Source organism: uncultured Hymenobacter sp. (genome assembly GCF_964242765.1).
Lineage (GTDB): Bacteria > Bacteroidota > Bacteroidia > Cytophagales > Hymenobacteraceae > Hymenobacter.
In genome coordinates this window covers 41,131-66,671 of the sequence record NZ_CAXTBM010000026.1, presented here as the reverse complement: position 1 = coordinate 66,671, position 25,541 = coordinate 41,131, and the positions used below count along the sequence as shown (strand labels likewise).

Sequence of the window (25,541 nt, the reverse complement as noted above, 5' to 3'; positions counted from 1 at the left end):
GCAGCAGCAACTTCTTACGCCCCTGTTACCGACTCGGTGAGCAGACCCGTTGCTACTACGGGCGGAGCCACTACTGGGCCCGGCAGCAGCCGTTGGCGAAACACTTCCGGCGTATCCTGGTTGGCACCTGGTTCCAGCGTGCGTAGCCAAGCTTCTCCGTTTTCGTAAAAATCGATGCTGAAAAAGCCTTTGTGTTCGTGCACGAACGTGGCATTACCACCTTTCTGCACAAAAGCCGTTTTGCTGCCGGCGCCACTCACGAGGTAGTGCCCACCATACCGATGGAAGTACTGCAAATTATGGTCGTGGCCAGCGGCATAGATGATGTTGGGAAACTGATGCAGCACTCGGAGCAAGCGGCGGCGCATTCTCCGGTAGCGGGGGTGGGCCATGTCTTCGGCGGCCCCCACCACCTTGCGGTAGAGCGGCAGCAACGACCCAATGAGTGGCAAAGGCAGATACGCCCGCTTGTGCACCGTAGTTAAAGGGAAAACGTGCTGCTTAGCCGTGAATTTTCCACCGTGCAGCGCATTAGAGTACAGCGGATGATGCCCGGCCACTAGTACGCGCTGATGCCGGTTGGCATTCAGAATCTGCTGTAACTGCCGGAACGGTTCTTTCGGGTCGGACGCTGGGCGAGTACCGTTTTGCACCCACCATTGCGTGTTGAGCACTACCAGCAGCACATCCTCGGCCAACTGCACCGTAACCGGGCCGGGCACGCCGCCAGAGGGCAAGTAAAGCGCCGACGGCAGTTGCTCGGCAATGTAGGCCTCCTGGCGCAGCAGATACGCATAGCCATCGGGCCGGCCCTTGTTCCAGTCGTGGTTGCCGCTCAAGAATACCACCCGGCCAGGGAAGGTGCGCAGTACATCGAGCAACGTGTTGAGGCGCTTCTCGGCGGCAGGGCGGCCAGGGCTATCAGCGGCGGGCAAGCCAGTGGGATACACATTGTCGCCGAGGATGACGACGGTACCGGCCGGGCCCGTATCCTGTTGCCACCTGCCAAGAAGCTGTAGAAGGGGGTCGGTGCCGTCGGTAGCAACGGCGCCGGGGTCACCGAGCAAGGCCACGCGGTGTTGCGGCCCTTCCGCCGCCACGGGCAAATGCAGGGGCCAGTCGTTGCGGGCGGGCGCCACGTAGGGCCGGCGTCGATATTGCCGTTCCTGCCAGTAGCGCAGCAGCAGCCACACAGCCGAAAGCAGAACCGCCGCTAACGTTGCGTACAGTAGGAGGGAAGGAAAAACAGCCAATGCAAAAAAATAAACGATACTCGCCTCTATACGTGAAAACCAGCGGCTTGCGTTTGTTTATTCCAAGCGGGCTCGTCGGTTTTAGTAGATTAGTGGCCCAGCCAAGCAACAAGTGGCTTTGCCCGAAACTCAGAAGTTGGGAGGAGTGAGGTTTTTGAAGTGGCCGTTCAAGCGGACTCGTTCTTTCAACCGTTCGGTTTCCAGCAGCACTGGCAGAATGTGTTCTAAATGTTCCAGCACAATTTCCTGCCGCTCCGCCTCCGTAAGCGCCTCCAGCAGCTGATACTCTTGCTCGGTGCTAAGGCCTAAGTGATGCGCCACGTCATAGACCCGAAAATTGGCGGGCAGCTCCTGCATGAGCTTGCGCAACCCTAGTACATCATAAAGTTGCTGCAATTGTTCAGAAATGCGTTTTTGCAGCAGAATATCCGTGCGGTTGTCGTCGGCAAGGTCTTCCACCAAGCCCCCAGCGTACAACTTGCCCGGGGCCTGCCGATAAAACTCTTCCACCCGGAACACGCCGACGGCCTGGGTCCGAATGTCCATCTCGCCGCTGGTGTAGTTCTTCTCGACATCGAGGAGCTTCATTTCTGTGCCCAACTGGCTCACAGCTTCGTTCAGGAACGGGGGAATACCGAAGGTGATGCCCTCGCCCAAACAGTCGCGCACCAGTTGGCGGTAGCGGGGCTCGAAAATGTGCAGATTTAACTTCTCGCCGGGAAACACGACGAGATTTAAAGGAAATAAGGCAAGCTGGCGCATACAAGCAGTTAATGCGATTTTAGGGGCTTCTCTTGGTGGCGCTGACTAGGCAAGGGCACTATGGAAAGAGTGGCTTGCGGAAACGTGGTAAGTAAAACCACTTACCGACGAGATAAGCTACAAACAAAAAGACCACCGACATGGCGGCACATCCAGAGGATTTAAGTGAAATAATGCCATTGAGACCTAATTGTTTTACGAGTTGAAGGCCCACCCCCAGCCGCGTTGCCGCTAGGTAGTTCTACTTAACGGGACCTTTCATGGAAGACTCGCGCACAACTAATTGCGTGGTAAGCACCGTTTGGCTGGGCGTAATCCTATCCTTGGCTTCTACTTGCGCCAGAAAAAGCAGGGCAGCTTCCCGGCCCATTTCAAACGTTGGATGCATCACGGAAGTCAAAGTGGGCTCTACTACGGTGGCGTGAAACTCATCGGTGAAGCCAATCAAGCCAACGTCCTGCGGAATACGGAGGTGTTGGCGCTTGATTTCCTTCATGGCCGCGAAGGCTGTGGTATCATTGACCCCGAAAATAGCATCGGGGGGAGAAGGGAGGGCCAGCAAGTGCTGGGTGGCCGCCGTGGCGCTGGCTATGCTAAGGTCGCAGTGGGCGAGCAGGGCAGTATCGAAAGGCAAGTGGCATTCCGCTAAGCCTTGCTTGTAGCCCTCTATCCGTTCGCGGGTGATGTTGAGCTGAGCCGGGCCCGCAATGTGCGCTATTCGGCGGTAGCCACTCTCGAAAAAATGGCGCGTAATGCGGCGAGCCGCCTGTTGGTTGTCAACCACCACGGTAGCTACCTCGCTGGGGCGACATACCCGGTCAAAGAAAACGAGCGGTATTTCGGTTTCTAACAGATGATCGAAGTGCGCATAATCCTGGGTTTCCTGAGCCAAGCACATAATAATGCCGTCAACGCGCAGTTTCAACAGGTTCTCCAGACATTCCTTTTCTTTCTCGTAGCTCTCGTAGCTGCACCGAATCACGATGTAGTAGCCGTGCTCGTTGGCTAGGCTCTCGATGCCGCTGATGATGGAAGAAAAGAAGTAGGTAACCAAATCGGGCACGATGACGCCGATGGTGTTGGTTTTGTCTTTCAGCAAGCCGATGGCCAGCGGATTAGGTATGTATTGTAGTTCGCGCGCTAGCTCCTGCGCTTTTCGGGTAACCTCAGGCCCAATGTCGGGGTGGTTGCGCAAAGCCCGTGAAACCGTGGACACCGACACGTTCAAAGCCTGGGCTATGGTTTTCAATGAAACATGGCGTGTGCTCATACAGGCAGGCGGTTTGAAGAAATCAAACTTAGTGAGATTTCGTGTTCCGGGTGGCAGCTCTCGGTTGCTGCCTCGGCAAGACAGCTATTCAGACGCAACATGAATCAACTTAAGTGGGAGTTACGGTAGCTTAAACTAGTCGCGCGGTGTTGCAGCTACCGCGGCAAGGTGGAAGGCAGGTAACGCTTTTCCCGCTGATTACTTGTACCGGCCGAGTGCTAATAGCTAGCTCAAGCAACAGAGCAGTTCTTTTAAGAACAGAGAGTTGTCTTGAAACAACTTCCGTCTCCGAAAGGAGGTAACCAGGCAAACACACAAACAAAAAATAATGCTCCGCAAAGGTTTGTGCAAAGCATTGCGGAAGTATTTATAAACAACCGATTGTGGAGCTATGGAAGGCTTCTAATTTTGCTTGAATAGGCGGCCTGTTTGACAGCCGAAAAATCAAGTTTCCTACTTCTTAGTTACTCCCCCGCGACCACCATGCACTACCGAAAGTTAGGTAACACAGGAATGGAAGTTTCCTGCTTGAGTTTGGGCGCGTCGTCCCTGGGCGGCGTTTTCCACGATATCGACGAGACGCAAGGCATTGACACCGTCTGCGCGGCCGTCGAGAAAGGCATGAACTTCATTGACGTGTCGCCCTACTATGGCTTTCTGAAGGCCGAGGCTGTGCTCGGGAAGGCCCTGCGACAGCTACCGCGCGAAAAGTATTACCTGTCCACCAAAGTAGGCCGCTATGGTCAGGACGGCGTGAAAACCTGGGACTACAGCGCCATTCGGGCCATCCGAAGCGTGGAGGAAAGCTTGGCGCGGCTGCACGTCGATTATATCGACCTGATTAATGTGCACGATATTGAATTCAGCGACCTAGACCAGGTTATTGGGGAAACGCTGCCGGCGCTACTTTCGCTGAAACTCATGGGTGTGGTGGGCCACGTTGGCATTACGGGGTTGCCGCTAGAGAAATTGCGACAGGTAATTGACCGGGTGCCGGCCGGCACTGTGGAAACCGTGCTGTCTTTCTGCCACTACTGCCTCAACGACCAAACCTTGCTCGACTACGTGCCCTACTTCAAAGAGCACGGGGTGGGGGTTATCAATGCTTCCCACTTGGCCATGGGCATGCTTTCCGAGCGGGGGGCGCCTAGTTGGCATCCCGCTTCCGAGCAACTGAAGCATCATGCAGAAGTGGCGGCGGCCTTCTGCAAGCGTAACGGCTATCCTATTGAGAAGCTAGCCATCCAGTTTGCCGTAAACGATCCGCAGATAGCTACTACGCTAGTGAGCACAGCGCGCCCCGAAAACGTGTTGCAAAACATCAGGTGGGCTGAAGAACCCCTCGATGAGGATTTGCTGCGGCAGGTGCAGCAGATTTTAAAGCCCGTGCAGAACGAAACCTGGGAGAATTCCTGAGTTAACGCACGCCTCGGCAGCAAGCCCTGGAACTGGCATCGACTCGCGCAGAATCTGCTTTCCTCTTCCACCTAAACGAGTAGCCTGCCCCTATGGAGTATTCTGAAAAGAACAGCAACCCCCGCAATGCGAGCAATACTACCCGCCGCAACGCAGTAGGCTTCAGAAGTAGGTTTCGGTGGAAAACTTAACTCGTAGCACTGAGTGCCCATTCAGGTAGGCGGTTGTGCTTGCACGGGCTGTGGCTGATGGAAGCATCTCGTCCGGCGCAGCAATCTTTTACTTTGGCTACGCAGCAGGCAAGACACTTCGGTCCGCTGATGGCCGCGCAAGCAGGATTGTTCTTCACCCGCTCTTTCTCTTAGCTCTTTCCTTTAAAGCCCGCTCTATGACCGCCCGGAAAAGTACGTTTGCCGTTTTCCTGATTACGTCGTTGTTTTTCTTGTGGGGCTTCGCGCTTAACTTGAATCCCATCCTGATTCCGCACCTCAAGAAGGCTTGCCAACTGACAGATGCGCAGTCCGCTTTCATTGATTCGGCGTCTTACATAGCGTATTTTCTGCTGGCTTTGCCCGCGGGGCAGTTTATGAAGCGCTTCGGCTACAAAGGAGGCATCCTGCTGGGGCTGTCGTTGTTTGCGGTGGGAGCTTTCCTGTTTTATCCGGCAGCAGCGGCGCGTTCGTACGCCTTTTTCCTGACGGCCCTCTTTGTAATTGCCTGCGGCCTCACCTTCCTCGAAACGGCCGCCAATCCTTACATTACCGTGCTCGGCGACCCCGAAGGAGCCACGCAGCGCCTCAACTTCGCGCAGTCGTTTAATGGGCTGGCGGCCACGTTGGCGCCGTTTCTGGGTGGCATGTTCATTTTGTCGGGCCGGACGCTAACGCAGGCCGAGGAGGCAAGCATGTCGGGCCCGCAGCTCAATGCGTACCTCAACCACGAGGCCGCTTCGGTGCAGGTGCCGTTTCTGCTAATTGGCAGCATCGTGCTACTCGTGGCCGTGCTGCTGTACTTCACCCGCCTGCCCGAAATTGCGGAACAAGAGCGTAACGAGGATGAGTCGCGACCTATTTTGCAGGAGAAAAACCTGTTGCTGGGGGTGCTGGCGCAGTTTTTCTACGTGGGGGCGCAAGTCTGCGTGAGTAGCTTCTTTATTCGGTTTGCCCAGCAAGTGGCAGGTATTGGCGAAAAATCAGCGTCGCGGTACTTGGCAGGAGCTTTATTGGGCTTCATGATTGGCCGCTTTATCGGCACCTTCCTCATGCGCTACATTCCTGCGTCGCGGCTGCTGGCAATCTACAGCATCGTCAATTTTTTTCTGGTGCTGCTGGCCGTATTGCTGAAGGGCGGGTTCTCGATCTATGCGCTAATCGGGGTGGAATTCTTTATGTCGATTATGTTCCCGACCATCTTTTCGCTTAGCATCCGCGGTTTAGGCGCTAAAACCAAAGTAGGGTCCTCGCTGGTCATCATGGCCATTGTGGGCGGCGCTATTTTCCCTGTTATCATGGGCCGAGTCTCGGATGCTAGCTCTATCCAAGTGGCCTACCTTGTGCCAGCGTTGTGCTTTCTGGTGGTGTTTTATTTCGCCCTAAAGAATATTGGCGTTAAGAAAGTCCAGCTTACCACGGCGCACTAAGTTGGTTTCGTTGAAAAATCTTGTAGTCTACGTGAATCAGCATGAAAATTGACGCTCACCAGCATTTCTGGCAGTACGATCCGGTGCGCGACGCTTGGATCAACAGTGAAATGGCGGCCATTCAACGCAGTTTCTCTCCCGCTGATTTAAAGCCTCTACTGGATAGAAACGGCTTTGAAGGCTGCGTGGTCGTGCAGTCCGACCAGTCGGAGGCGGAAAATGCGTTTCAGCTTGCTAATGCCGCCCAGCACAGCTTCATCAAAGGCGTGGTGGGCTGGGTTGATTTGCAGGCCGACAACGTAGGCGAGCGGCTTGCCTACTACCGCCAGTTCGACAAGATGAAGGGGTTTCGCCATGTATTACAAGGCGAGACGAACCGGGCGCTTATGCTGCTACCCGATTTTCAGCGCGGCATAGCCGCACTCCAGCAGCACGGCTTCACGTACGACTTGCTCGTCTTCCCCGATCAGCTCGGCTACGCGCGGGAACTGGTAGCCAACTTTCCCAACCAGCCGTTCGTGCTCGACCATATTGCCAAGCCCAACATTAAGGCGCAGCAACTAAACGGCTGGGAGCAAGACCTGTGCGCCCTGGCCGCCCACGAAAACGTGTGGTGCAAGGTGTCGGGTATGGTGACGGAGGCCCATTGGAAGCAGTGGCAGCCGCAAGATTTTCAACCCTACCTAGAGGTTGTTTTCGAAGCCTTTGGGTCAGCACGAGTACTGTTTGGCTCGGATTGGCCGGTGTGCGAAGTAGCCGGCGGTTACGACGCCGTCGTGAATTTGGTGCAGCAGTATGTCGCCACCTTATCGGCGCACGAACAAGCCCTTTTCTGGGGTGAAAACGCCGTGGCATTCTATAAGCTATAACGAATAAGTTACTGTCAACGGGTGTCACCTCGCCGACGCCTTGCTCACTGTTTTTGCTGAAGCGGAACGATTAGAGCTTTCTTTTAAACGAAACATAAGTTGCCATGAATACCTTGATTTGCATTGAACCCGGCCAGTTTAGCTACGAAAATCGGACGTTGCCCACCGCGCAGGAAGGGCAGGCGCTGCTGCGCATTCGGCGCATCGGCATCTGCGGCACCGATCTGCACGCCTACGAGGGCACCCAGCCGTTTTTCACTTACCCGCGGGTACTCGGGCACGAATTGGCGGGCGAGTTGGTAACGGCCGTGCCCGGCTTCGAAACGGGCGAGGCCGTCACGTTTATTCCGTATTTCAACTGCGGCATTTGCATTGCCTGTCGCTCGGGTTTGCTTAACTGCTGCACCCACATCAACGTGTGCGGGGTGCACTCCGACGGTGGTATGGGCGAGTATCTGTCGGTGCCGGCTTATTCGTTGGTGCACGGCCAGGGGCTAAGCTACGACGAGTTGGCGCTGGTAGAGCCGCTTGCCATTGGAGCGCATGGCGTACGCCGGGCCGGCGTGAAACCCGCCGAATACGTGTTGGTGGTAGGAGCAGGGCCCATAGGCCTGGGCATCATGGAGTTTGCTCGCATTGCCGGGGCCCACGTCATTGCCCTCGATATCAACGAGCAGCGCCTTACTTTCTGTGAAGACAAATTGCAGGTAGCCCACACCATCAACGCCCTGTCGCCGGACGTGGCCGAGCAACTGCGCGCCATCACCCACGGCGACATGCCCACCGTGGTAATTGATGCCACCGGTAGTTTGAAAGCCATCAACAAGGCCTTTAGCTACCTCGCCCACGGTGGCCGCTACGTGCTGGTCGGTTTGCAGAAAGGCGACATCAGCTTCAGCCACCCCGAGTTTCACAAGCGCGAAGCCACGCTGATGAGCAGCCGCAATGCCACCCGCGCAGACTTCGAGCACGTCATTGCCTCAATGAAAGCGGGCCTAGTGCAGCCCACTACCTACATCACCCACCGAGTGCCCTTTCATCAGGTGCAGGCAGAGTTTGCCAGTTGGCTCGACCCGGCCACGGGCGTAATTAAAGCTATGGTAGAATTGGAGTAGCTAGTGCCGCTTCGTGGGGTACGTCTGTGAATTTGCAGGGGCTAGTGGCTTGTAAGAATGCAGATCAAGCGCCGAAATTTGTCGTCTGGAGGGGCAAATTCCGCTACTTTTGCCGCTGCGGTGGCTGTTTTGGCCGCGGGCGGCTCTAAGGAGATTCAGGCGTGGCAACGGATTACAAAAAAGTGTGGCGACGGACCCGGCAGGTGCTGTTGCAAGTGGTAGTGGCCCTGTTTTTAACTTCGGTGGCCTGGGTGCTGATGTACCGTTGGGTGTCGCCGCCGGCCACCTGGCTGATGCTCGACCGTCGCGCTTACGCTCCTGTCGGAAAAGGCTACTACGGCATTCGGGAAGACGACCGGCGCATCCGCTACTACTTCAGGGGGCTTGATGAAGTGTCGCCGCAGGTGCCGTTGGCGCTTATTGCGGCCGAGGATCAACGCTTTTTGCTGCACCACGGTTTCGATGGCAATGCCCTGTGGAATGCCGCGAAGTACAACTTCAGCAGCGGCAAGCGGCTACGCGGCGGTAGCACTATCTCGCAGCAAGTAGCCAAAAACGTGTTCCTGTGGCAGGGGCGCAGCTACGTCCGCAAGGCGGCCGAAGCATATTTTACGGTGCTTATCGAGTTGCTGTGGAGCAAGCGGCGCATCATGGAAATGTATTTGAGCGTGGCCGAAATGGGCGACTGCACTTTTGGCGTGGAGGCCGCCTCGCAGCGCTACTTCCGCAAACCAGCCGACCGTATCACGGCCAGTGAAGCCGCGTTGCTGGCCGGCGTACTGCCCAATCCGTTGCGTTTTCGGGCCAGCAACCCGGGCCCCCAAGCGCGCGCCAAACAACAGCGGGTGCTGCGCAACATGCGTCGCCTGGGCGGCAAAGCGTACGTGCAGGAACTGATCGAAGAGTAGATAAGTGCCTCCTGCGAAAGCCCCGGCGGGCTATTCTGTTATCTTGGGCCTCATGAAGCCCTTTCCCCTCACCCTCAGCCTGGCGGCGCTAGCGGCCTGCACCTCTTCGCCGGCTGCTAAAACCATTGAAACCCCCGCCCAAACGCGGCGCGCCATCACGCAATTGCTGGCCACCCAAACCGCGGCCTGGAACCGCGGCGACGTAGCCGGCTTCATGCAAGGGTACTGGCGCTCGGATTCGCTGGTGTTCATCGGCAAGCGCGGCCTGACCTACGGCTGGCAACCCACCCTCGACAACTACCGCCGCAACTACCCCGATGCGGCCGCCATGGGCCAGCTCCGCTTCAGCAACCTCCGCGTCACCCCCGATGGCTCCAACGCCGCCCATGTAGTAGGCCGTTGGCACCTTACCCGTCCGGGCCTCGGCGATTTGCAAGGGCACTACCTACTCGTGCTGCGCCACCTGAACGGCCAGTGGGTCATCGTCGCCGACCATTCGAATTAAGAGCAGCTTGCTTTGTTATTTAACCAAGGTTCTCACTGCATTACCGGCTTGCCGGTGCCTTCGCCGTCCAAATCGTTTTCGGTATCGGCGGTTTCGTCTTTGTGCTTTTCTTGCTGCACGGCCGGTATAGCTTCCTGAAAAATAAGGTTGTTTTTAGCGGCATGTTCGGCAGCTTGTACGGTGTCTTGCACCAACAGCATTTCCACCTTGTCGTTGCGGAGCTCTTCGCTGACCCGCTCGACCATAGCGGCGCGGTCGGGCCGCTTCAGAATGTCGCGGATGTAGATGGCCAGGATGCGGCCGGGGTGGCGACGCACTACCTCCCGGTAGATGTTGGCATCCTCCTGCCCCGAGTCGCCGATAAGTACGAACTGTAGTTTGGGATAAGTGAGCAGCAGGTTGTCGATTTCCTTGAGCTTATGACCGTGGTGTGCCGTGGCGTCGCTTGATTTCTTGCCGCCAACAGCGAAATCGCGCAGCAGAAGCGGGCCGGGTGGTATCTTGTTCAAGGCCAAAAAGTCCTCCAGCAAGTCGTAAAGGTTCCAGGGCGAGCTACTGACGTAAAAAAAAGGATTGTTGCGCTTGCCGTTGCGGCCTAGCTGCAAAGCCCGGTAAAACTCGGCTACGCCCTTGAAAGGGAGCCGCGAATGGGCATTGCGCACGAGTACGGTACGGGCCATGAGCAGTAAATCAGTGGCCGACGTTTGAATAACGGTATCGTCGAGGTCGGAGATGATGCCGTATTCGGCGTCGGCGGGCGGAATAAGAACTGGCGCTGCTGCCCGCAGGCCGGGTGGAGTGGGGAAGGGATGCGGCGCCTGTTGCAGCAGTACTTCCACTGGGTACCACATAAAATCTATTGGCTCGGGCAGGCTTTCAGGCGCTAGGTTCAGCGTGAAATACCCTTCTTCATCGGTCACTACTGGGTGCTGGGTGCCATCGGTGGATTGCACGAGCAGTTGCGCGCCGCTGATTTCGTTGCTCTCGAAGCGGCGGTACATGTTGAGCAGATTGTGCCAGCGCGAATCGCCCTCGCCGGGCTCGCCAATGCCTTTATCGGTGAGCAGGCGGCCTTTCACGTAGAGGCGCGTGTTGGTGCCGTAGCTGCGGTACGGTACGATTTGCAGGGGGTGCAAGAAACCCAGCCGGGCGCGGGTGCGGGTTAGGAGGTCGTCGGCGCGGTCGGCTAGGTCGCCAAGCTTGTTGAGTATAGACATATCCGCAAGTACGCGGGTAAAGCGGAATTTGATGCTTGTGTTTAACGCACCTTGAACGCAGGTGCTGCACGCAAGCAAAAAGGCCAGTTGCAATTGCAACTGGCCTTGGTAAGTTCTCAGGTTAGCAGAGCGGCAGGGTGCACTCAGATGATGCGCTGCAACTCGTTGAAATTGTTGTTCGAGGTGGAGCGGCCTTGGCATTTGAGTTCGGCTGCTTTGGTCTGAATGGCTTGCACGCGCGAACCTGGGTTGGGGTGGGTACTCAGGAATTCGGGCGGATTACCCTGGCCCTGGGCCTCAGATTTGATAAAAAAGCCGGCCGCACCGTCGCAGGAATAGGTGGTTGCGTTGAGGTAAATAACCGAGTATTCATCGGCTTCCCGCTCGAAGTCCCGGCCAAATTTCAATTGACCTAGTCCGGACGCAATTTGCACGAGTTGGTTGGGATTTTCACCCAGCAGCAAGCCCAGCAGCGTGGTCACGCCATACTCATTCTGAAGCTGCCGCGACGTGTGCCGCCGGTCGGCGTGCGCTATTTCGTGGCCTAATACCCCGGCCAACTGGCTTTCGTCTTCCAAGAACTTGATCAGGCCCGAAAACACGTAAATGTGCCCACCGGGCGTAGCAAATGCGTTTTGCGTGGCGTCGTCCTTGATGATTTTAACGTCCCAGGGGAATTCGTTGCGGTATTGCAGCTGACCCGAGTTCAGTACTTTGTTTACTACCCCATCAAGCAACTCGTAGGCCCGACGGTTGGCTGGATTGGTACGCTCCAGCAATTTGCCCTGGGCGCGGTATGTGGAATCGGTTTGAGCGGCTACTTGCTCTCCGAGAGTTTTGTCGTCTTCAATGGAGAACAGAACTGGATTGCCATTTTCGTCGGTGCAGGCCGCAGTGCCCCCGAGGGTGGCCGCAAGGGAAAGGAGAAGTAAGGGTTTGAGAGAGAAAAGGCGCATCAGGAAAGCGAATTGGTTGAAGATTGGTTGAAGAAAAGAACAGCGTAGAACTGCCGGCCCGAAAGAAAAAACGATGCCAGAAAAACTGAAATCGGTACGGGTAGCCCCACTTCCAAGTTGCTACGCCCAAGTTCAAGCAGCTAGCAGTCACGGAATCAGGGAGAAAAAATCAGTTAGAACCAGAGCCGTGCTGCGCCACTGAAACGCCTGGCGCGGAAGCGGAGCCGTTGAGGTACCGGAACGACTGGCAACCCTCAGACTCCCGGAAAGACTTTTCTGGTTATCTGCCGTACACCAATACCCACCCGCCACCCTGGCGCTTCGCGTTCCGTTTTATTTCAGTTCTCCTATGTCTACTGCCACCCCGCCGCGGCCCAAAACCAAGAAGAAGCGCCTCGCGCCCCTAGAAGATTCGCACGAGCTTTACAAAGACCCCGCCCGGCAGGCCGAACTGGCTGGCTTGCGCTACCGCACCGATACCAAGCCCGCCCTCAGCCGCCAACCCGGCCCCGACGGTACGTCCACTTATCACAAGGCCAACGGCGAACTAATAACCGACGAGAAAACGCTGGCCCGGATTCAAAGCTTCGTGATTCCGCCGGCCTGGACCGACGTGTGGATTTCCGACACCGCCAACAGCCACTTGCAAGTAACGGGGCGTGACGCCAAGGGCCGCAAGCAGTACCGCTACCATCCCGCCTGGGACCAAGCGCGGAGCCTCACCAAGTTCAGCCGACTGCGCGCTTTCGGTGAGAAGCTAGCCGACCTGCGCCTACAGATGCAAAAGGATTTGTCCCGCCCAGAACTCGACAAAGCCAAAGTAATGGCGCTGGTGCTCACCCTCATGGACCGCTCCTATATTCGCATCGGCAACAAGGAATACGCCAAGGAAAACAAAACCTACGGCCTCACCACCCTCCGCGACAAACACGTGCAAGTAACGGGCTCCGATGTCCGGTTTGCGTTTGTGGGCAAGAAAGGCGTGGCCCACGACCTTACCATCCACGACCGGAAGCTGGCCCGGCTGGTGCAGAAATGCAAGGAAATACCCGGCCAGCACTTGTTCCAGTACTACACCCCCGACGGCCAGCGGGCCGAGTTGGAATCGGGCGATGTAAACGAGTATTTGCAGCAGGTAACTGGCCTGGCACTATCGGCCAAGGATTTCCGGACCTGGGGCGGCACCGTGAAAATGGTGGAATGCCTGGAAACCGTCATCAACGAAGAGCCCGACTTCCCGAAGCCCAAAAGTTTGAAACGGGCTTTGCAAGACGTGGCCCACGAACTGGGTAACACGCCCACCGTTTGCTCGAAGTACTACATTCACCCCCAGGTAGTGGAACTCTTCAACACCGATAAGCTCATCGACTACCTCCGCCGCCACGACGCCGACCCCTCCGAAAACGACCAACTCACGCCCACCGAGCACATGGTACTCGACATGCTGGCAGAATTGGAAGGCGAAGCGGTAAAACAATAAGGCAGTGCGGGTAGCAGCGTCCGGGCAACTGTTTTTGAAGTGGAGCCGGCGCAATTTTCTTTGAACTTGAAAGTCTCTCAAACAAAGACACCCTCGATGTCGGTACGAACATCGGGGGCGTCTTTGTTTAAGCTAAAAGCAGATCAAGAAGCCGTAGCTCCGCTCAACACTATCATTGCGGTTAGTCGGTCGTCACCTCCCCGAGCCGTCACGGTCGAAGGCGTGGGAGGTGACGCCGTGGGTGGTTTTGTCTTTCAGCTCGGGGGCGGGCTCGAAGGTGTTGTTGCGGGCCGTGTCGTAGAAGCGGGTTTTGCGGCGCAAGCCCGCCACGCGCGAGTGGTCGAGCACTTCATCTTCCTGCGGCCCGCCGTAGATGTTCACGAGCGGGCTGCGTCGCACTTGGCCGCGCAGTTCGAAAACATCCTTGCCTTGCAAGCCATGCAAGTCGATGCTGTGCGTTTCAGTAGGGTTGAAGCGCCGCCGGTAGAACAGCGAATCGGGGCGGGGCGGCTTGTTGCTTGCCTTGAATTGCCGGTACACCGAAACCACCGTGGCCGTGTCGTTGAGGCGGTCCACCACAAACCGCTCGTCTTCGTCGGTGCCCGCTACCAGTACGTGGCGGGTTCGTTGCCGGTAGAATTCCTCGGCAACTTCAGGCAACGCGGCGCGGCGGGAGCGGAGGGCGGCAATCATGCTGGCCCCTTCGCGCTGGTAGACCTCCCGGGGCAAGCCCTGCCGCACCGCTTGGTTGATAACGGCGTCGGTGAGGCGCTTTTGCAGGTCGAGGGCCGTGGCTAAGTAAGCGGGGCGCGTTTGCCTGGTCAGCACATGGGTGTCCAGATAACGGGCGTTGCGGGTGTAGCCTTCTATGCTTTCGTACTCGGGGCCAAACGTGCGGAACTTACGGACCACTTTGCTGGCTAGCCAGGGAATCAGGCCGTCGTCGAAACGAAAAAATACTTGGTCACGGTCCTGAGGTACGGGGGTCCAGCGGGTGTGCCCCCGGGGTTGCGCATATGCCGCCCAAGTCCACTGCCCCTCGTGCCGGTCCCAGTCGCCGAGCCACAAGTCCAGTAAGCGGGCGCGCAGGAAAGTGGCTTCATCGATGGTGTGCTGACCGGTCTGGTACCGTTTGGCCAGCATATCAGCGGTTTCTTCCAGGGCCGTAGCGCCCGGTAAGCGCCCGGCAATGTTGGCTTCGCCTTCGAGCTTCTCTTCCAGCAGCACCACCCGCCCCTGATACAGTTCCGACGCTGCTCCCAGGCCATTTTCATCGGCCCGCACATAAAAAGCCCGCGGGTTGGTATGGGGTATGCCCGCGGCCGCGGCTAGCGGGGGCACCACAAAGGCACCGTACGGATACCCCGCCGACGTAGCGTCGCGCACTAAGTTCAGCACAAAGCTGTGTCGTAGTACTTTAGGCAGCGTACGATAGGGATTCTTGTCGATTGTTCGCAACGCGTACCCTTGCCCGCTCGGGGTAAGCACGGTCATGCTAGTGGTTTGAAAACCGCCGCCTATTTTGCCGGGCTTCAAGCCGCCCGGTACGATGGAGGCTAATTCCAGTACTGGAAGGGTAACGGGAGCAACCCAGGCCGAGCGATGATGAGGCCCCAGCAGCACTCGCCCAATGGGCCCCCGCTGGTAATGGCGCCCGGCCGTTACGCGGGCGCTGTCGGCGGTAGCAGCAAGTGGGGTAGGATCGGGTCGGGCATCGGGCTGGAAAAACTTCTGGCGGGCGCAACCCGCGGAGAGCAGTAGTAAAAAGACAAACGGGTAGCGAGGTGTCATGCGGGGCGAAAAGCGCGGCTGGATTCCTTGAACGGAGATAGAGTCGAGTTGTTAGCAACGGCTGGGTTTAAGCGGCCTTTCTTTGACAACGTCGCCTGACAATTTTGTTTTCAATCTAAAATGGCGCGTGGTTCAACCCCTTACGGCGGGTTTGCGGTATAAGGATGGCGGCTGGCCTCAAAGGCGCCTGTTACCTTGTTCCGTGTTCTGTATTTTTATTCCGCGCCGAGTTCAATTAGCCGCTAGTTTGTGCGCCGCTAGTTTGTGCCAAGCCTGTTCGGCGCCGGCGGCGCCTTCTGGCCCGCCTATCCCCGCCCACATCCGACCCGATTCGACGGTGCGGGTGGCAGCCGGTACGCAATATCTACGGTCCAAGCTTCACCAATTCTTTTGGGGCAAACATTACCGGGAACTGTGGGCGCTGCCCGTAGAAGTGTTGGTTTTCAACCTCCGCACGGCCGTGCCGGGCGGGCTGGTGCCGGTGCAGGAGGGCGGTTCTTTCCAAACCAAAAATCTGCGCCTCGTTGCCTCCGATGGTCGCCAGTACGTATTGCGTTCGGTTGATAAGGATGCCACCAAGGCCTTGCCCGAAAGCCTACGAAATGGTCCGATTGGCCGGCTGATGAAAGACCAAACCAGCGTAATCAATCCGTATGGGGCTTACATTGTGCCGCGGCTGGCCGAAGCGGTAGGCGTGTATCATACCAACCCGCGTCTGGTGTACGTGGCCAACGACCCGGCGCTAGGAAAGTTTCAGCGAGACTTTGCCAATGCACTCTACCTGTTCGAGGAGCGTCCGGAAGGCGACCAGCACAACGTGGCCAGCTTCGGCAACTCCAGCCGGGTGGTAAGTTCGCGCCATGTGTTCACCAACCTGCTCGCCAACCCACAATGTCGAGTGGAAGCGCGGCATTATTTGCGGGCTCGGCTTTTCGATATGTGGCTCGGCGACTGGAGCCGGCGCGAAGACCAGTGGCGTTGGGCCAGCTTCCCAACCACTGGCGAGGGGGTACGGTACCGGCCCATTCCGCGCGACCGGGACCACGCTTTTTTCAAGTTCAACGACGGGCTTCTAACCCACGTCATTGGGTGGGTGAAGTCTAATTACCAAACCTTTGAGAAAGACATCGGCTTAACCAATGTGGCGGGCCTGAACCGAGCCGCTGAGCCCATGGATAAGTCGTTGCTGGTTTACTTAACCCGGCAGGACTTCAAGCAAATTGCTGATTCTATGCAATTGCAGCTCTCTGACCCGGTAATCAAAGAGGCCTTGTCTGTGTGGCCTAAGGAAGTGTATGCGTTGGCCGGTCAGGAGTTCGACGAGAAGCTGCGTAGCCGCCGCAACCAACTGCCTTTGGTAGCCGACAAGTTTTACAAGTTGTTGGCTGGTAACGTGGAAATACCAGGCACCAACGCGCCGGAACGGTTTGTAGTGGAAGTGCCCGGTCCGGAGCAAGTGCAGGTGAGTGTGTATCAAATGGGCTCTTCCCGTCCCGACAGCCTAATTGGCCGCCGAATATTTCGGGTCGGGGAAACCAGCACGCTCAAACTGTATGGTTTGGGCGGCCCCGATGTTTTCGAGTTTAAAGCGTTGCCCACCTCGGGCATTACAATAGGCGTGTATGATGGTGCCGGCCAAGATGCCGTGCTAGCTTCCGTCAAGGAAGCTCCCCGCCGGACTCGCATCACAGTTTATGATAGTGGCGACGGCAACAACCTGCTGGTGCCACAGGCCGTGAAGGTGGAACGATACTTGCCGGCTGCCACCGAATTCGATGCCGCCGGATGGCTACTTCGGCACCGGCTCTATTGAGGGCAGGGATGCGCAGTGGCACGCAAATTGACTGATTCACTTATCTTTGTATTTCTTCCTCGGTCTATGCAAAAATTTTCCGCTCCTGATTACCTCACTATTACGTATCGTGACGATCTGCGCATGCTAGTGACCCGCTGGTTGCGTCCGACTTCGTCGGCCGAGATACGGGAAGGGTACCAAGTTGTCTTAGAGGCAGGCTTGCATTTCAAGTGCCCCTACTGGCTTCTCGACGGCCGGCGCCGGCTTCCCGTCGATTCTGAAACCACTAACTGGGGACTATTTGAATTCTTTCCGCAATTAAGCCCGCAAATGGGTCAGCGGGTGTACTTGAGCCAGCTACTGTCGCCGAGCTACCAGCAGGTTACCGAATCCATGCCTGCATTCCAGCAGTTGGAGAGCACGCCTCAAACTTTTCAGATGCGGCGCTTCAACGACGAAGCCCAGGCCGTTGATTGGTTGCGTGAATGCCAGCGCTACGTCCTGCAACCAAGCCACTAAAAAAGCAGCATACTTAATTGCAGGACGTAGAGCCGATGGCAACAGGACCGCTTGCTAAACTAAAGCAAGTGCTTTACGTGGAGTGCTAGCAGTTCGGGCCGTGGGCCCCGACGACCAACTATCGTCAGCAATACCATCCGGTACCATTCGCGGCCCCGAGGGCCCACCCAGCGGTAACGGCGTTGTGCATAATCAACGTAAGAGGAGGTCGGAGCGGGCAGCAGCTGGTTCATAGCAGTAGGGGATAAGGATGACACATACTCGTAGCGTAAAGCTAATCTGCTATCCAACCCGGCACTATCACATATACATGTGATGCCCCGCAACTTTACAGTAAGTGCAAGCACTGATGCATGGCATCAACAAAAACCCCGACCTCAAGCGGACGGGGCCCTGGTAAAAGCAGCAAGATATTGTTAGGGAGTGCTGGTTTTGAAGAGCTTCACCTTGTCTTTGTGCTTGGTGCGCAGATACTGTCTGATAATTTGCTGAACGTCTTTGTTATCGTTGTAGCGCTTGATTACGGCTTTGAAATCGGTGATGTTACGAGCTGTGAAAGCTTCATCGACATACGCAAAGCCCAGATAACGGCCGTTTTCCACCAGCACTACGGTTTTTTCCTGCTCGGTCCGGCCTTTGCCCACCACCACAAACGAGCCGTGCTCGTAGGTGAACGACTCAATGGCTTGCTCTACCCGCGCATTGTACTCCACTGGCGGCTCCAGCCCGATGCAGGCCCCTTTGCAGCGGTGTACCTGGTAGTCGAAGCACGAGCCGGTGGTTTTATACAGGTCGCAGAGCTTCTGACACAGGTTGAATTTGGCAACTTTATGAAACAAGAAGCCTTTGGCTTTGTACTGGTTGCCGAGGGCAATAAGCGGGTGCGATTCGGCGTGGTCGTCGGCCCGGCCGTAGTAGAGGTGCTTGTAGCCTAGCTCGTCGGTGCGCAGGAAAATGCCGGCCGGAAACACCGAACGGCGTTGCGCACGGTTGTAGAGTGGCTTTAGCCGCTTGATTTCGTGCGATTCGTAGAGCAGGGCCACCAGTTCCGAGCCGGTTAGCTCCCAGGTGATGTCGGCAATAGAGTTCTTGAACTCGATGCTCTTGCGCGACTTGTAGTCGATGGCGAAGTGCTGCTGGATGCGCTTGTAGATGTTGATGCTTTTGCCCACATAAATCACCTCGCCCTGCTCGTTGTGGAAGTAGTAAACGCCCGCTTCGTGCGGCAGCGTGGCCACCTTGGCCGGCGTGATGTTGGGCGGCAGCAAGGCCGTGCGAATAGCGTCCTGCACGGCCTTTATTTTTCGGGCCGAAGGCTGCTTGGTTGCTACGGCGGTGTCACTCTCACCAGCTACGGGGCGTCGGCCACTGGGGGCAGTGGCATCCACGGCGGCCAAGGTATCGGCTGGGGAAACAGTTGGGTCGCGGAGGGCCTCGTCCTGCTGGCTGATTTTCAGGAGCCGGTCGAAGAGGATGGCAGTAGCGGCGGCGTCGCCAGCGGCCCGGTGACGGCCATTAAGCGGGATACCAATGTTCTGGCAGAGCTTGCCCAAACTGTAGCTTGGCTGGCCGGGCATCAACGAGCGACTCAGGCGCACCGTGCACAGCGTTTTGCGTGAGTAATTGTAGCCTAAGTCAGCGAATTCTTTCTTCAGAAAACTATAATCGAAGCGTACGTTGTGCGCCACAAACACGCAGCCTTCCGTCATTTCCACCACCTTGCGCGCCACCTCATGAAACTTAGGCGCTTCGCGCACCATATCGTCGGTGATGCCCGTTAGCTGCGTGATGAAAAACGGAATTGACCGGCCGGGGTTCAGCAGCGTTTCGTACTGGTCCACCACCTTCTCGCCATCGTGAATAAAAATGGCTATTTCGGTGATGCGGTCCTGCGTAGGCTGGCCCCCAGTGGTTTCAAGGTCGATAATGGCGTACAAATGCGGCGCGGTGTCGGGTAACGGAATAAGCTAAATAGGCAGTAGCACAACAAAGATAACCCTTCGGATGGTTGCATAGGTAAGGCAATGCCCCGTTGCTGCAACCCTCAAGCTGGTTGTAGCAAGTTGATTTTGCGAACCCCGCCGCAAACTTGCTTCTTTGCTTGCGTACTTGCTTAACCTCTACAACGCAAAAAAGGCCCGCACAAAGCGAGCCTTTTTTCAAACAGACAGTTACGCTAGACTAGCGGCTGACGGCTTTCTGTTGCGTAATCCAGTTTTTAGCCGACAAAATTTCGCCGTGCTGCTGCTGAATAACAGTACGGGCTTCGGCGGGTAACTCTGTTGATTTTAGTGCGGTTTCGTAGGCTTGCAAGGCGGTAGCGTCGCCGGTTTCGCACTCGCCCAAAATAGCGGCATCATCTTGACCCGTAATGGCCGATTTGATGTTGATCCAACCCCGGTGAACGGCAGCAGCGGCATCGGTTGCGAGGCCTTCTATGGTGTTGCCTTCTTCTGGATTGATGCCGTATTGCTGGGCGTGCTGGGTTAGCTCGGAAGCGAATTGGGCGCGCTGCTGGCTCATCTTGCTCAAGCTAGCCTTCAGTTCGCCACTAGAAGCACCTTCCGCCGCTTCCTGATAGCCTTTGGCAGCAGTTTTGTTGATTTCTACGAGGTCATTGTAAGCGCGAGCAGTGTCGCCGGTGATAGCAGCCATGATTGAAAAGTTTAGTCCGTGGAAAAGAAGTGTAGCAAGCAGTCAAAGTTGCTTACTAGGTCCGTATACCCACCTAACGCGTAGCAGGTTGTCCACCGACGAGTATAAAATTTAGTTTTGCTACGAAAACAAGCAGGCATTCTAAAGCATCGTCTCAGGAAGAGCCTAGTTGCTGGTCCGTCCGATTACTTCTACTTTTGACGCTGGTCTTTGTCCTAATTGTCGCTCTGCGGCACGTGCTGCTGGGCTTGCTATTTTTGTTGCCTATGAAGGTTTCTCAAGTCCCGCTGTCCGCCCTGCGTTTGCTGGAGTTGTTACAAACCAGAGAGGTCCGCTTGGCCTATGCCGCTTCACTGGAGTTGGCCGTGTTGCCCCGAGCATTATGAGAAGCCTGATACTGCTGCCGCACACCATTCGGGTTGAAGCGTACACGCCCACTCACGCCGCGGCCTGGGACGCACTAGTGGCGACTTCCGCCAACGGGCCCTTCCTGTTTGCCCGCTCGTTCATGGACTATCACCAAGACCGGTTCATCGACCACTCTTGGCTGCTATGGCAGGGCACCAAACTGCGCGCCATCTTCGCCGCCGCCGTTGCCCACGACGCCTCAACTTCGACTACGCTGGTCGCGCACCCCGGGCTCACGTACGGGGGTCTCGTGACGGTTGCCGGGGTGAAGTACGCCGAGCTAGCAGTGATGCTAGACCTGCTGCGCGCAACCTGGCAGGCGGCAGGGTTTCAACACCTGCTAGTCAGGCCCGTACCGCGGGTATTTTGCCGCCTGCCTTCCGAAAGCTTTCCTTACTGGCTGCATCAGCAGGGCGCTGTACTCAGTGCCCGAGAACTTATCTCAGTGGTGGATCTAACGCAGCCTGTTCGCATCGGGACGTGGCGGCGCGGCAACTTGCGCAAAGCCCGCCGCCACGGCGTGGTGGTGCGCCAAGCCAGCAATCAGGAGTACGCCGCGTTTTGGCAACTGCTCACCGCCAACCTGCTGGCAACCTACAACTCGCAGCCCGTGCATACGCTCGCCGAAATCAGCGGCCTGCGCGACCAGAACCCCGGCCATGTGGAGTTGTGGGTGGCATATGTGACAGGGGAGATGGTAGCCGGTGTGCTGGTGTTTCAGGATATTCGGCAAGGCTTTGCGCACACCCAATACATTGCGGGCAGCCCCGGCGGCAAACAAGTTGGGGCCGTTGATGCGGTGCTAACGCATCTTATCCAAGAGAAACCAGCCAGCTTCAAGCGCCTCTCGTTTGGTACCTCCACTAAGCAAGGAACGGGAACAGTAAATGCTGGCCTCCTAAACCAAAAAGAAGGATTTGGCGCGGTCACAGAAGTATTGGACACCTACCTGCTCGATTTAAGAGCAGGTGAATAATAGAACGAGGGGTTATGCAAATCCCCAAAAAAGAAGCCCTTGCTATCAGAATAGACAGCAAGGGCTTCTTTGTGTTTAGCCTAATTTGATTGTAGGGGCAGCATCTGTTTGGCCGCTCTAAGAAGGCGCTCCTCGAAGTTTGGCCCACATACGACCAAAGAAATTCGGTGTTTGGTTGCCGGGTTTAGTGGAGTCTTCGCCTTCGGCAGTATCGCCGAGCAAAAAGCCCCAGGGCTCCGTGGTTTTATTGGAATCGAGTACTACTTTGATAACGGCCATCAGCGGAATGCTGAGAATCATGCCGGGCGTGCCCCACAGAGCGTTGCCCAGAATCAGAGCCAGAATGGCGGCTAGTGGATTAATACTTACTTGGGAGCCCGTAATCATGGGGGTGATGAAGTTGCCTTCCAAGAACTGCACCGCCACGAATACGCCTACTACGCCCGCGGCTTTCAGGGGCGAACCAGTTTCCACCAGCGTGATGATAGCCGGCAAGGTGGCCCCAATCATGATGCCGATATAGGGAATGATAGCCAGCACCGAGGCGAAAATGGCAAAGAAGATGGCAAACTTTACTCCCAGAGCCAACAGCCCAACAGCATTAAGGATGGCCACAATGGCAATAACCTTCAACAAGCCGGAAATGTAGGCCTGCACTACCGTCTGGATACTGTCAAAGGTATGCAGCACTGATGTGCGCTTGTCGGGTGTCACGAAGCGGAACATAAATTGCCGCAGATGGTCCCGGTAGAGCAGCAAGCAGAAAATATAGATGAATACCTGCGCCAGATTGCCCAACACCGCGGAGGTGGTATTCAGGGTAGTGCCCAAATATGAGCCGCCTGATTTCTTGAGCGCTTTAATCGAGGAGTCTTTCACTTCCTCTAGGCTCATGGGCTGGTAGCCGAATTTCACATGCGCCCATTCCTGCGCGTTGTTGAAAAACTCCATCAGCTTCACTTGCAGTTTCGGTATTTCATCTTTGAACTGCGTGAGCTGAGAGCCGAAGCCGAGAACAACGCCCGCGAAAACCAATACTAGAAACAGCAAGCACAGAATAATGGCCCATACCCGCCCCACGCGGTGGTCCTCCAGCCAGCGGCAAAGCGGCAGCAGCAGCAGCGCAAACAGAGCCGAAAAAACGAGTGGCAGCAGAATATCGTCGAGGACGCGCAATGCGTAAATCAGCAAAACACTCCCCAGCATGAAAAAGGCAAACTGAATAATAGGGGACTGCTTCACTGGAGCACTCACCTTTTGGCTAGGAGGAGGTAAATGATGTTGGGTTGAGGGTGGTTGCATGTGCTAAAATTATTGGTAAGCGACAGAGTTGTGAAAATGCTTTTGCAACTTGATTCCTAAACTAAATAAGGGAACAAAGGTGCGTGAAGCGTGGTTGTGAACTACTATTTTGCTAACTTGGCTAGCGAAACAAAAGCGCGGAAACGGTTATTTTCTGCGTTATTTTACCTCGAATTAGATTACTGGTTATCTCGATGACTGAACAAGAAGTACCCACTGCTCCCGTTGCCGTGCCCGACCACGGTTATACCGAAGACAGCATCCGGTCGCTGGACTGGCGCGAACACATCCGGTTACGTCCCGGTATGTACATTGGTAAGCTCGGCGATGGGTCTGCTTACGACGACGGCATTTATGTGTTGGTGAAAGAAGTTATCGACAACTCGATTGACGAGCACGTAATGGGCCACGGCCGCACCATCGACATCAAAATATCCGATCAGCGGGTGCAGGTGCGCGACTACGGGCGTGGCGTTCCGCTGGGCAAAGTGGTCGATGTGGTAAGCAAGATCAATACAGGTGGCAAATACGACAGTAAAGTTTTTCAGAAGTCTGTTGGGTTAAACGGGGTCGGCACCAAGGCGGTTAATGCGCTCAGCAATTACTTTTTGGTGCAGTCGGTGCGCGAGGGACTGATGAAGTCGGCCGAGTTCTCGCAGGGCAACCTCGTGCAGGACCCCAAGCCGGTGAAAACCAGCCAGCGCAACGGTACGCTCATCACCTTCCAGCCCGACGATACGATTTTCCGCAACTACCGTTTCATCCCGGAGTACCTCGAAAATCAGATCTGGAACTACGTCTACCTGAATGCCGGGCTGACCATCAACTTCAACGGCCAGAAGTATTACTCGGAGCGAGGCTTGTTCGACTTGCTTTCCCGCAAAATCGACGAGGAAAGTCGCCGCTACGATATCATCCACCTGAAGGCGGAAGACATTGAAGTGGCGCTAACGCACGGCAATGACTACGGCGAGGAGTATTATTCGTTTGTGAACGGCCAGTACACCACGCAGGGCGGCACGCACCTAGCAGCTTTCCGTGAGGCCGTAGTGAAAACCCTGCGCGAGTTCTATAAGAAGGAGTACGATGCTGCCGACATTCGGGGCTCCATCGTGGCGGCTATTTCGGTGCGGGTGCAGGAACCAGTGTTTGAGAGCCAGACCAAAACCAAGCTGGGCTCGATGAACATGGGCCCCGATGGCCCAACAGTGCGTGGCTTTATTTTGGACTTCGTAAAGGAGCACCTCGATAACTACTTGCACAAGAACCAAGCTACGGCTGAGGCCCTGCGCAAGCGCATCGAGCAGAACGAGCGGGAGCGCAAGGACATGGCCGGCGTGAAAAAGCTGGCCAACCAGCGCGCCAAGAAAGCCAACCTACACAACCGCAAGCTCCGCGACTGCCGCTTCCACCTCGGCGACGGCAAGCAGGAACAGGAAGCTTTAACCACGCTCTTCATCACGGAAGGCGATTCGGCCTCGGGTTCCATCACCAAGAGCCGCAACGTGGAAACGGAAGCCGTATTTAGCTTGCGCGGTAAGCCGCTGAACTGCTTCGGGCTAAAGAAAAAGATCGTCTACGAAAACGAAGAGCTAAACCTGCTTCAGCACGCTCTCAACATCGAGGAAGGCATCGAAGGCTTGCGCTACAACCGCGTGGTAGTAGCTACCGACGCCGACGTAGACGGCATGCACATTCGGCTGCTGCTGCTTACGTTCTTCCTACAGTTCTTCCCTGACTTAGTGCGCAACGGCCACGTGTTCATCCTAGAAACGCCGCTCTTCCGCGTCCGCAACAAGAAAACCACCATCTACTGCTACAACGAGCAGGAAAAGCAAAACGCCATGCGCCAGTTGGGCCGCAACCCCGAGGTGACGCGCTTCAAAGGCCTTGGCGAGATTTCGCCCGAGGAGTTTGGCAAGTTCATTGGCGACAACATCAAGCTGGAGCCCGTGATTCTGCAATCGGACCGCAGCATTCAGCAAGTCCTTAACTACTATATGGGCAAGAATACGCCGGCCCGCCAAGAGTTTATCATCGAAAACCTGCGTCTGGAGAAGGACTTGGTGACTTCCGATGTGCTGCCAGTGGCGGAAGTAGCGGAAGAAGATTTGGCATAAAGACAGTCAACCGGCAACTACCGTTGTTGCGCACACCTAGCCGCCCCGGCAGAACGATTTTACCGCTTGGTAAGGTTGTTCTGTCGGGGCGGCGGCACAAGGAAAGCAGCACATAATGTTTGCAAGCTGTGAAAAGGAATGCCCTTGTTTAAGACTTGCCAGAAACAGCCAGACCGGGCAAGACCAGCACCATCCCAAACTCTTACCACTCCAACAAGAAACTCATTTATCCATGCTGGCTAAAGCGCAAGAGTTGGGATGGATATATTAGGAAAGCTGTGTGCTAATATTATTGGTAAAAAGAATACCTGAATTAGCTTCAATTTCACTCGAAATTAGCGAGTGAGCCAATGAAATGAGCACCATAGGTACTTTGTAATAACTAAAAAAATTAGGAACTTTGAGGAAGGCGCTGTCACGTATAGATAGTGGCACTCTGCCTAACTAGCGGTACTTTTGACGATTCTTCGTATGTTTTCTTCTGCTGACCAATCCCTACTGTCTGTGGTCAACCCCGATTCTCCCGAGCACGATGTACCCGCCGAGGTGTTCAGCCCCGGCGACACCATTGATTTCACCAGTGAA

General features: G+C 56.1%; 21 protein-coding genes. 11 read left to right on the top strand and 10 right to left on the bottom strand.

Annotated elements, in window-relative coordinates; all coding sequences use genetic code 11:
* Positions 1–14: 14 nt before the first annotated feature.
* The 3 genes from ACFE7X_RS12800 to ACFE7X_RS12790 form a co-directional block, all read right to left on the bottom strand.
* Positions 15–1,253 carry a metallophosphoesterase gene (locus tag ACFE7X_RS12800; RefSeq protein WP_375436060.1) on the bottom strand — a complete coding sequence of 413 codons (1,239 nt, stop codon included), beginning with the start codon at positions 1,251–1,253 and terminating at the stop codon, positions 15–17.
* Positions 1,254–1,382: 129 nt separating this feature from the next.
* Positions 1,383–2,015: an LON peptidase substrate-binding domain-containing protein gene (locus ACFE7X_RS12795; RefSeq protein WP_375436059.1), complete on the bottom strand. Its 633-nt coding sequence runs from the start codon at positions 2,013–2,015 to the stop codon at positions 1,383–1,385.
* 241 nt (positions 2,016–2,256) lie between these two features.
* Positions 2,257–3,285: a LacI family DNA-binding transcriptional regulator gene (locus tag ACFE7X_RS12790; RefSeq protein WP_375436058.1), complete on the bottom strand. Its 1,029-nt coding sequence runs from the start codon at positions 3,283–3,285 to the stop codon at positions 2,257–2,259.
* Between the two features lie 513 nt (positions 3,286–3,798).
* On the opposite strand from ACFE7X_RS12790, the gene ACFE7X_RS12785 reads away from it, so the two are divergent.
* The 6 genes from ACFE7X_RS12785 (at position 3,799) to ACFE7X_RS12760 (ending at position 9,737) form a co-directional block, all read left to right on the top strand.
* A complete protein-coding gene (locus tag ACFE7X_RS12785; protein WP_375436057.1) occupies positions 3,799–4,701 on the top strand; it encodes an aldo/keto reductase in 903 nt (300 codons plus the stop codon).
* A 388-nt stretch (positions 4,702–5,089) separates the two neighbouring features.
* Positions 5,090–6,340, top strand: a complete 1,251-nt coding sequence (gene fucP / locus ACFE7X_RS12780; protein WP_375436056.1) for an L-fucose:H+ symporter permease — start codon at positions 5,090–5,092, stop codon at positions 6,338–6,340.
* Between the two features lie 41 nt (positions 6,341–6,381).
* Complete coding sequence (locus tag ACFE7X_RS12775; protein WP_375436055.1) at positions 6,382–7,209, top strand: amidohydrolase family protein; 828 nt, start codon at positions 6,382–6,384, stop codon at positions 7,207–7,209.
* Positions 7,210–7,313: 104 nt separating this feature from the next.
* Complete coding sequence (locus tag ACFE7X_RS12770) at positions 7,314–8,324, top strand: zinc-binding alcohol dehydrogenase family protein (protein ID WP_375436054.1); 1,011 nt, start codon at positions 7,314–7,316, stop codon at positions 8,322–8,324.
* A gap of 161 nt (positions 8,325–8,485) precedes the next feature.
* Positions 8,486–9,232 (top strand): monofunctional biosynthetic peptidoglycan transglycosylase, encoded by a 747-nt coding sequence (gene mtgA / locus ACFE7X_RS12765; RefSeq protein WP_375436053.1) that lies wholly within the window; start codon positions 8,486–8,488, stop codon positions 9,230–9,232.
* A gap of 52 nt (positions 9,233–9,284) precedes the next feature.
* Positions 9,285–9,737, top strand: a complete 453-nt coding sequence (locus ACFE7X_RS12760) for a YybH family protein (protein ID WP_375436052.1) — start codon at positions 9,285–9,287, stop codon at positions 9,735–9,737.
* 32 nt (positions 9,738–9,769) lie between these two features.
* Here ACFE7X_RS12760 and ACFE7X_RS12755 read toward each other — a convergent pair whose 3' ends face one another.
* Positions 9,770–10,954 (bottom strand): App1 family protein, encoded by a 1,185-nt coding sequence (locus tag ACFE7X_RS12755; RefSeq protein WP_375436051.1) that lies wholly within the window; start codon positions 10,952–10,954, stop codon positions 9,770–9,772.
* 143 nt (positions 10,955–11,097) lie between these two features.
* Complete coding sequence (locus tag ACFE7X_RS12750) at positions 11,098–11,910, bottom strand: M48 family metalloprotease (protein WP_375436050.1); 813 nt, start codon at positions 11,908–11,910, stop codon at positions 11,098–11,100.
* Positions 11,911–12,259: 349 nt separating this feature from the next.
* On the opposite strand from ACFE7X_RS12750, the gene ACFE7X_RS12745 reads away from it, so the two are divergent.
* Entirely contained in the window at positions 12,260–13,390 is a 1,131-nt protein-coding gene (locus tag ACFE7X_RS12745) for a DNA topoisomerase IB (RefSeq protein WP_375436049.1), read from the top strand.
* A 192-nt stretch (positions 13,391–13,582) separates the two neighbouring features.
* On the opposite strand, the gene ACFE7X_RS12740 is transcribed toward ACFE7X_RS12745, so the two are convergent.
* Positions 13,583–15,181, bottom strand: a complete 1,599-nt coding sequence (locus ACFE7X_RS12740; protein ID WP_375436048.1) for a hypothetical protein — start codon at positions 15,179–15,181, stop codon at positions 13,583–13,585.
* Positions 15,182–15,383: 202 nt separating this feature from the next.
* Between ACFE7X_RS12740 and ACFE7X_RS12735 the strand changes: the two genes are divergently transcribed.
* Positions 15,384–16,994 carry a hypothetical protein gene (locus ACFE7X_RS12735; protein ID WP_375436047.1) on the top strand — a complete coding sequence of 537 codons (1,611 nt, stop codon included), beginning with the start codon at positions 15,384–15,386 and terminating at the stop codon, positions 16,992–16,994.
* Between the two features lie 66 nt (positions 16,995–17,060).
* Positions 17,061–17,495, top strand: coding sequence for a hypothetical protein (locus ACFE7X_RS12730; protein ID WP_375436046.1), 435 nt, complete (start codon positions 17,061–17,063; stop codon positions 17,493–17,495).
* A gap of 59 nt (positions 17,496–17,554) precedes the next feature.
* Here ACFE7X_RS12730 and ACFE7X_RS12725 read toward each other — a convergent pair whose 3' ends face one another.
* The 3 genes from ACFE7X_RS12725 to ACFE7X_RS12715 all read right to left on the bottom strand — a co-directional run bounded on the left by ACFE7X_RS12725 (position 17,555) and on the right by ACFE7X_RS12715 (position 20,150).
* Complete coding sequence (locus tag ACFE7X_RS12725; RefSeq protein ID WP_375436045.1) at positions 17,555–17,728, bottom strand: hypothetical protein; 174 nt, start codon at positions 17,726–17,728, stop codon at positions 17,555–17,557.
* A 183-nt stretch (positions 17,729–17,911) separates the two neighbouring features.
* Complete coding sequence (locus ACFE7X_RS12720; RefSeq protein WP_375436044.1) at positions 17,912–19,432, bottom strand: exonuclease domain-containing protein; 1,521 nt, start codon at positions 19,430–19,432, stop codon at positions 17,912–17,914.
* Between the two features lie 244 nt (positions 19,433–19,676).
* Positions 19,677–20,150: a PA2169 family four-helix-bundle protein gene (locus ACFE7X_RS12715; RefSeq protein WP_375436043.1), complete on the bottom strand. Its 474-nt coding sequence runs from the start codon at positions 20,148–20,150 to the stop codon at positions 19,677–19,679.
* A 382-nt stretch (positions 20,151–20,532) separates the two neighbouring features.
* Here ACFE7X_RS12715 and ACFE7X_RS12710 point away from each other — a divergent pair, with 382 nt between their 5' ends.
* Positions 20,533–21,534, top strand: a complete 1,002-nt coding sequence (locus ACFE7X_RS12710) for a hypothetical protein (RefSeq protein WP_375436042.1) — start codon at positions 20,533–20,535, stop codon at positions 21,532–21,534.
* Between the two features lie 117 nt (positions 21,535–21,651).
* Here the strand turns inward: ACFE7X_RS12710 and ACFE7X_RS12705 are convergent, their stop codons facing one another.
* The gene (locus tag ACFE7X_RS12705; RefSeq protein WP_375436041.1) at positions 21,652–22,836 is read right to left on the bottom strand and encodes an AI-2E family transporter; all 1,185 of its coding nucleotides are present in this window, start codon (positions 22,834–22,836) and stop codon (positions 21,652–21,654) included.
* Between the two features lie 194 nt (positions 22,837–23,030).
* Here ACFE7X_RS12705 and ACFE7X_RS12700 point away from each other — a divergent pair, with 194 nt between their 5' ends.
* The gene (locus ACFE7X_RS12700; RefSeq protein ID WP_375436040.1) at positions 23,031–24,956 is read left to right on the top strand and encodes a DNA topoisomerase IV subunit B; all 1,926 of its coding nucleotides are present in this window, start codon (positions 23,031–23,033) and stop codon (positions 24,954–24,956) included.
* The last annotated feature ends 585 nt before the right edge of the window (positions 24,957–25,541 follow it).

Excerpts from the sequence above, each read along its gene's own strand:
- ACFE7X_RS12795 (WP_375436059.1), bottom strand. The coding sequence starts at position 2,015 with ATGCGCCAGCTTGCCTTATTTCCTTTAAATCTCGTCGTGTTTCCCGGC.
- ACFE7X_RS12790 (WP_375436058.1), bottom strand. The coding sequence starts at position 3,285 with ATGAGCACACGCCATGTTTCATTGAAAACCATAGCCCAGGCTTTGAAC.
- ACFE7X_RS12785 (WP_375436057.1), top strand. The coding sequence starts at position 3,799 with ATGGAAGTTTCCTGCTTGAGTTTGGGCGCGTCGTCCCTGGGCGGCGTT.
- fucP (WP_375436056.1), top strand. The coding sequence starts at position 5,090 with ATGACCGCCCGGAAAAGTACGTTTGCCGTTTTCCTGATTACGTCGTTG.
- ACFE7X_RS12775 (WP_375436055.1), top strand. The coding sequence starts at position 6,382 with ATGAAAATTGACGCTCACCAGCATTTCTGGCAGTACGATCCGGTGCGC.
- ACFE7X_RS12770 (WP_375436054.1), top strand. The coding sequence starts at position 7,314 with ATGAATACCTTGATTTGCATTGAACCCGGCCAGTTTAGCTACGAAAAT.
- ACFE7X_RS12760 (WP_375436052.1), top strand. The coding sequence starts at position 9,285 with ATGAAGCCCTTTCCCCTCACCCTCAGCCTGGCGGCGCTAGCGGCCTGC.
- ACFE7X_RS12755 (WP_375436051.1), bottom strand. The coding sequence starts at position 10,954 with ATGTCTATACTCAACAAGCTTGGCGACCTAGCCGACCGCGCCGACGAC.
- ACFE7X_RS12750 (WP_375436050.1), bottom strand. The coding sequence starts at position 11,910 with ATGCGCCTTTTCTCTCTCAAACCCTTACTTCTCCTTTCCCTTGCGGCC.
- ACFE7X_RS12745 (WP_375436049.1), top strand. The coding sequence starts at position 12,260 with ATGTCTACTGCCACCCCGCCGCGGCCCAAAACCAAGAAGAAGCGCCTC.
- ACFE7X_RS12740 (WP_375436048.1), bottom strand. The coding sequence starts at position 15,181 with ATGACACCTCGCTACCCGTTTGTCTTTTTACTACTGCTCTCCGCGGGT.
- ACFE7X_RS12730 (WP_375436046.1), top strand. The coding sequence starts at position 17,061 with ATGCAAAAATTTTCCGCTCCTGATTACCTCACTATTACGTATCGTGAC.
- ACFE7X_RS12725 (WP_375436045.1), bottom strand. The coding sequence starts at position 17,728 with ATGAACCAGCTGCTGCCCGCTCCGACCTCCTCTTACGTTGATTATGCA.
- ACFE7X_RS12715 (WP_375436043.1), bottom strand. The coding sequence starts at position 20,150 with ATGGCTGCTATCACCGGCGACACTGCTCGCGCTTACAATGACCTCGTA.
- ACFE7X_RS12710 (WP_375436042.1), top strand. The coding sequence starts at position 20,533 with ATGAGAAGCCTGATACTGCTGCCGCACACCATTCGGGTTGAAGCGTAC.
- ACFE7X_RS12705 (WP_375436041.1), bottom strand. The coding sequence starts at position 22,836 with ATGCAACCACCCTCAACCCAACATCATTTACCTCCTCCTAGCCAAAAG.
- ACFE7X_RS12700 (WP_375436040.1), top strand. The coding sequence starts at position 23,031 with ATGACTGAACAAGAAGTACCCACTGCTCCCGTTGCCGTGCCCGACCAC.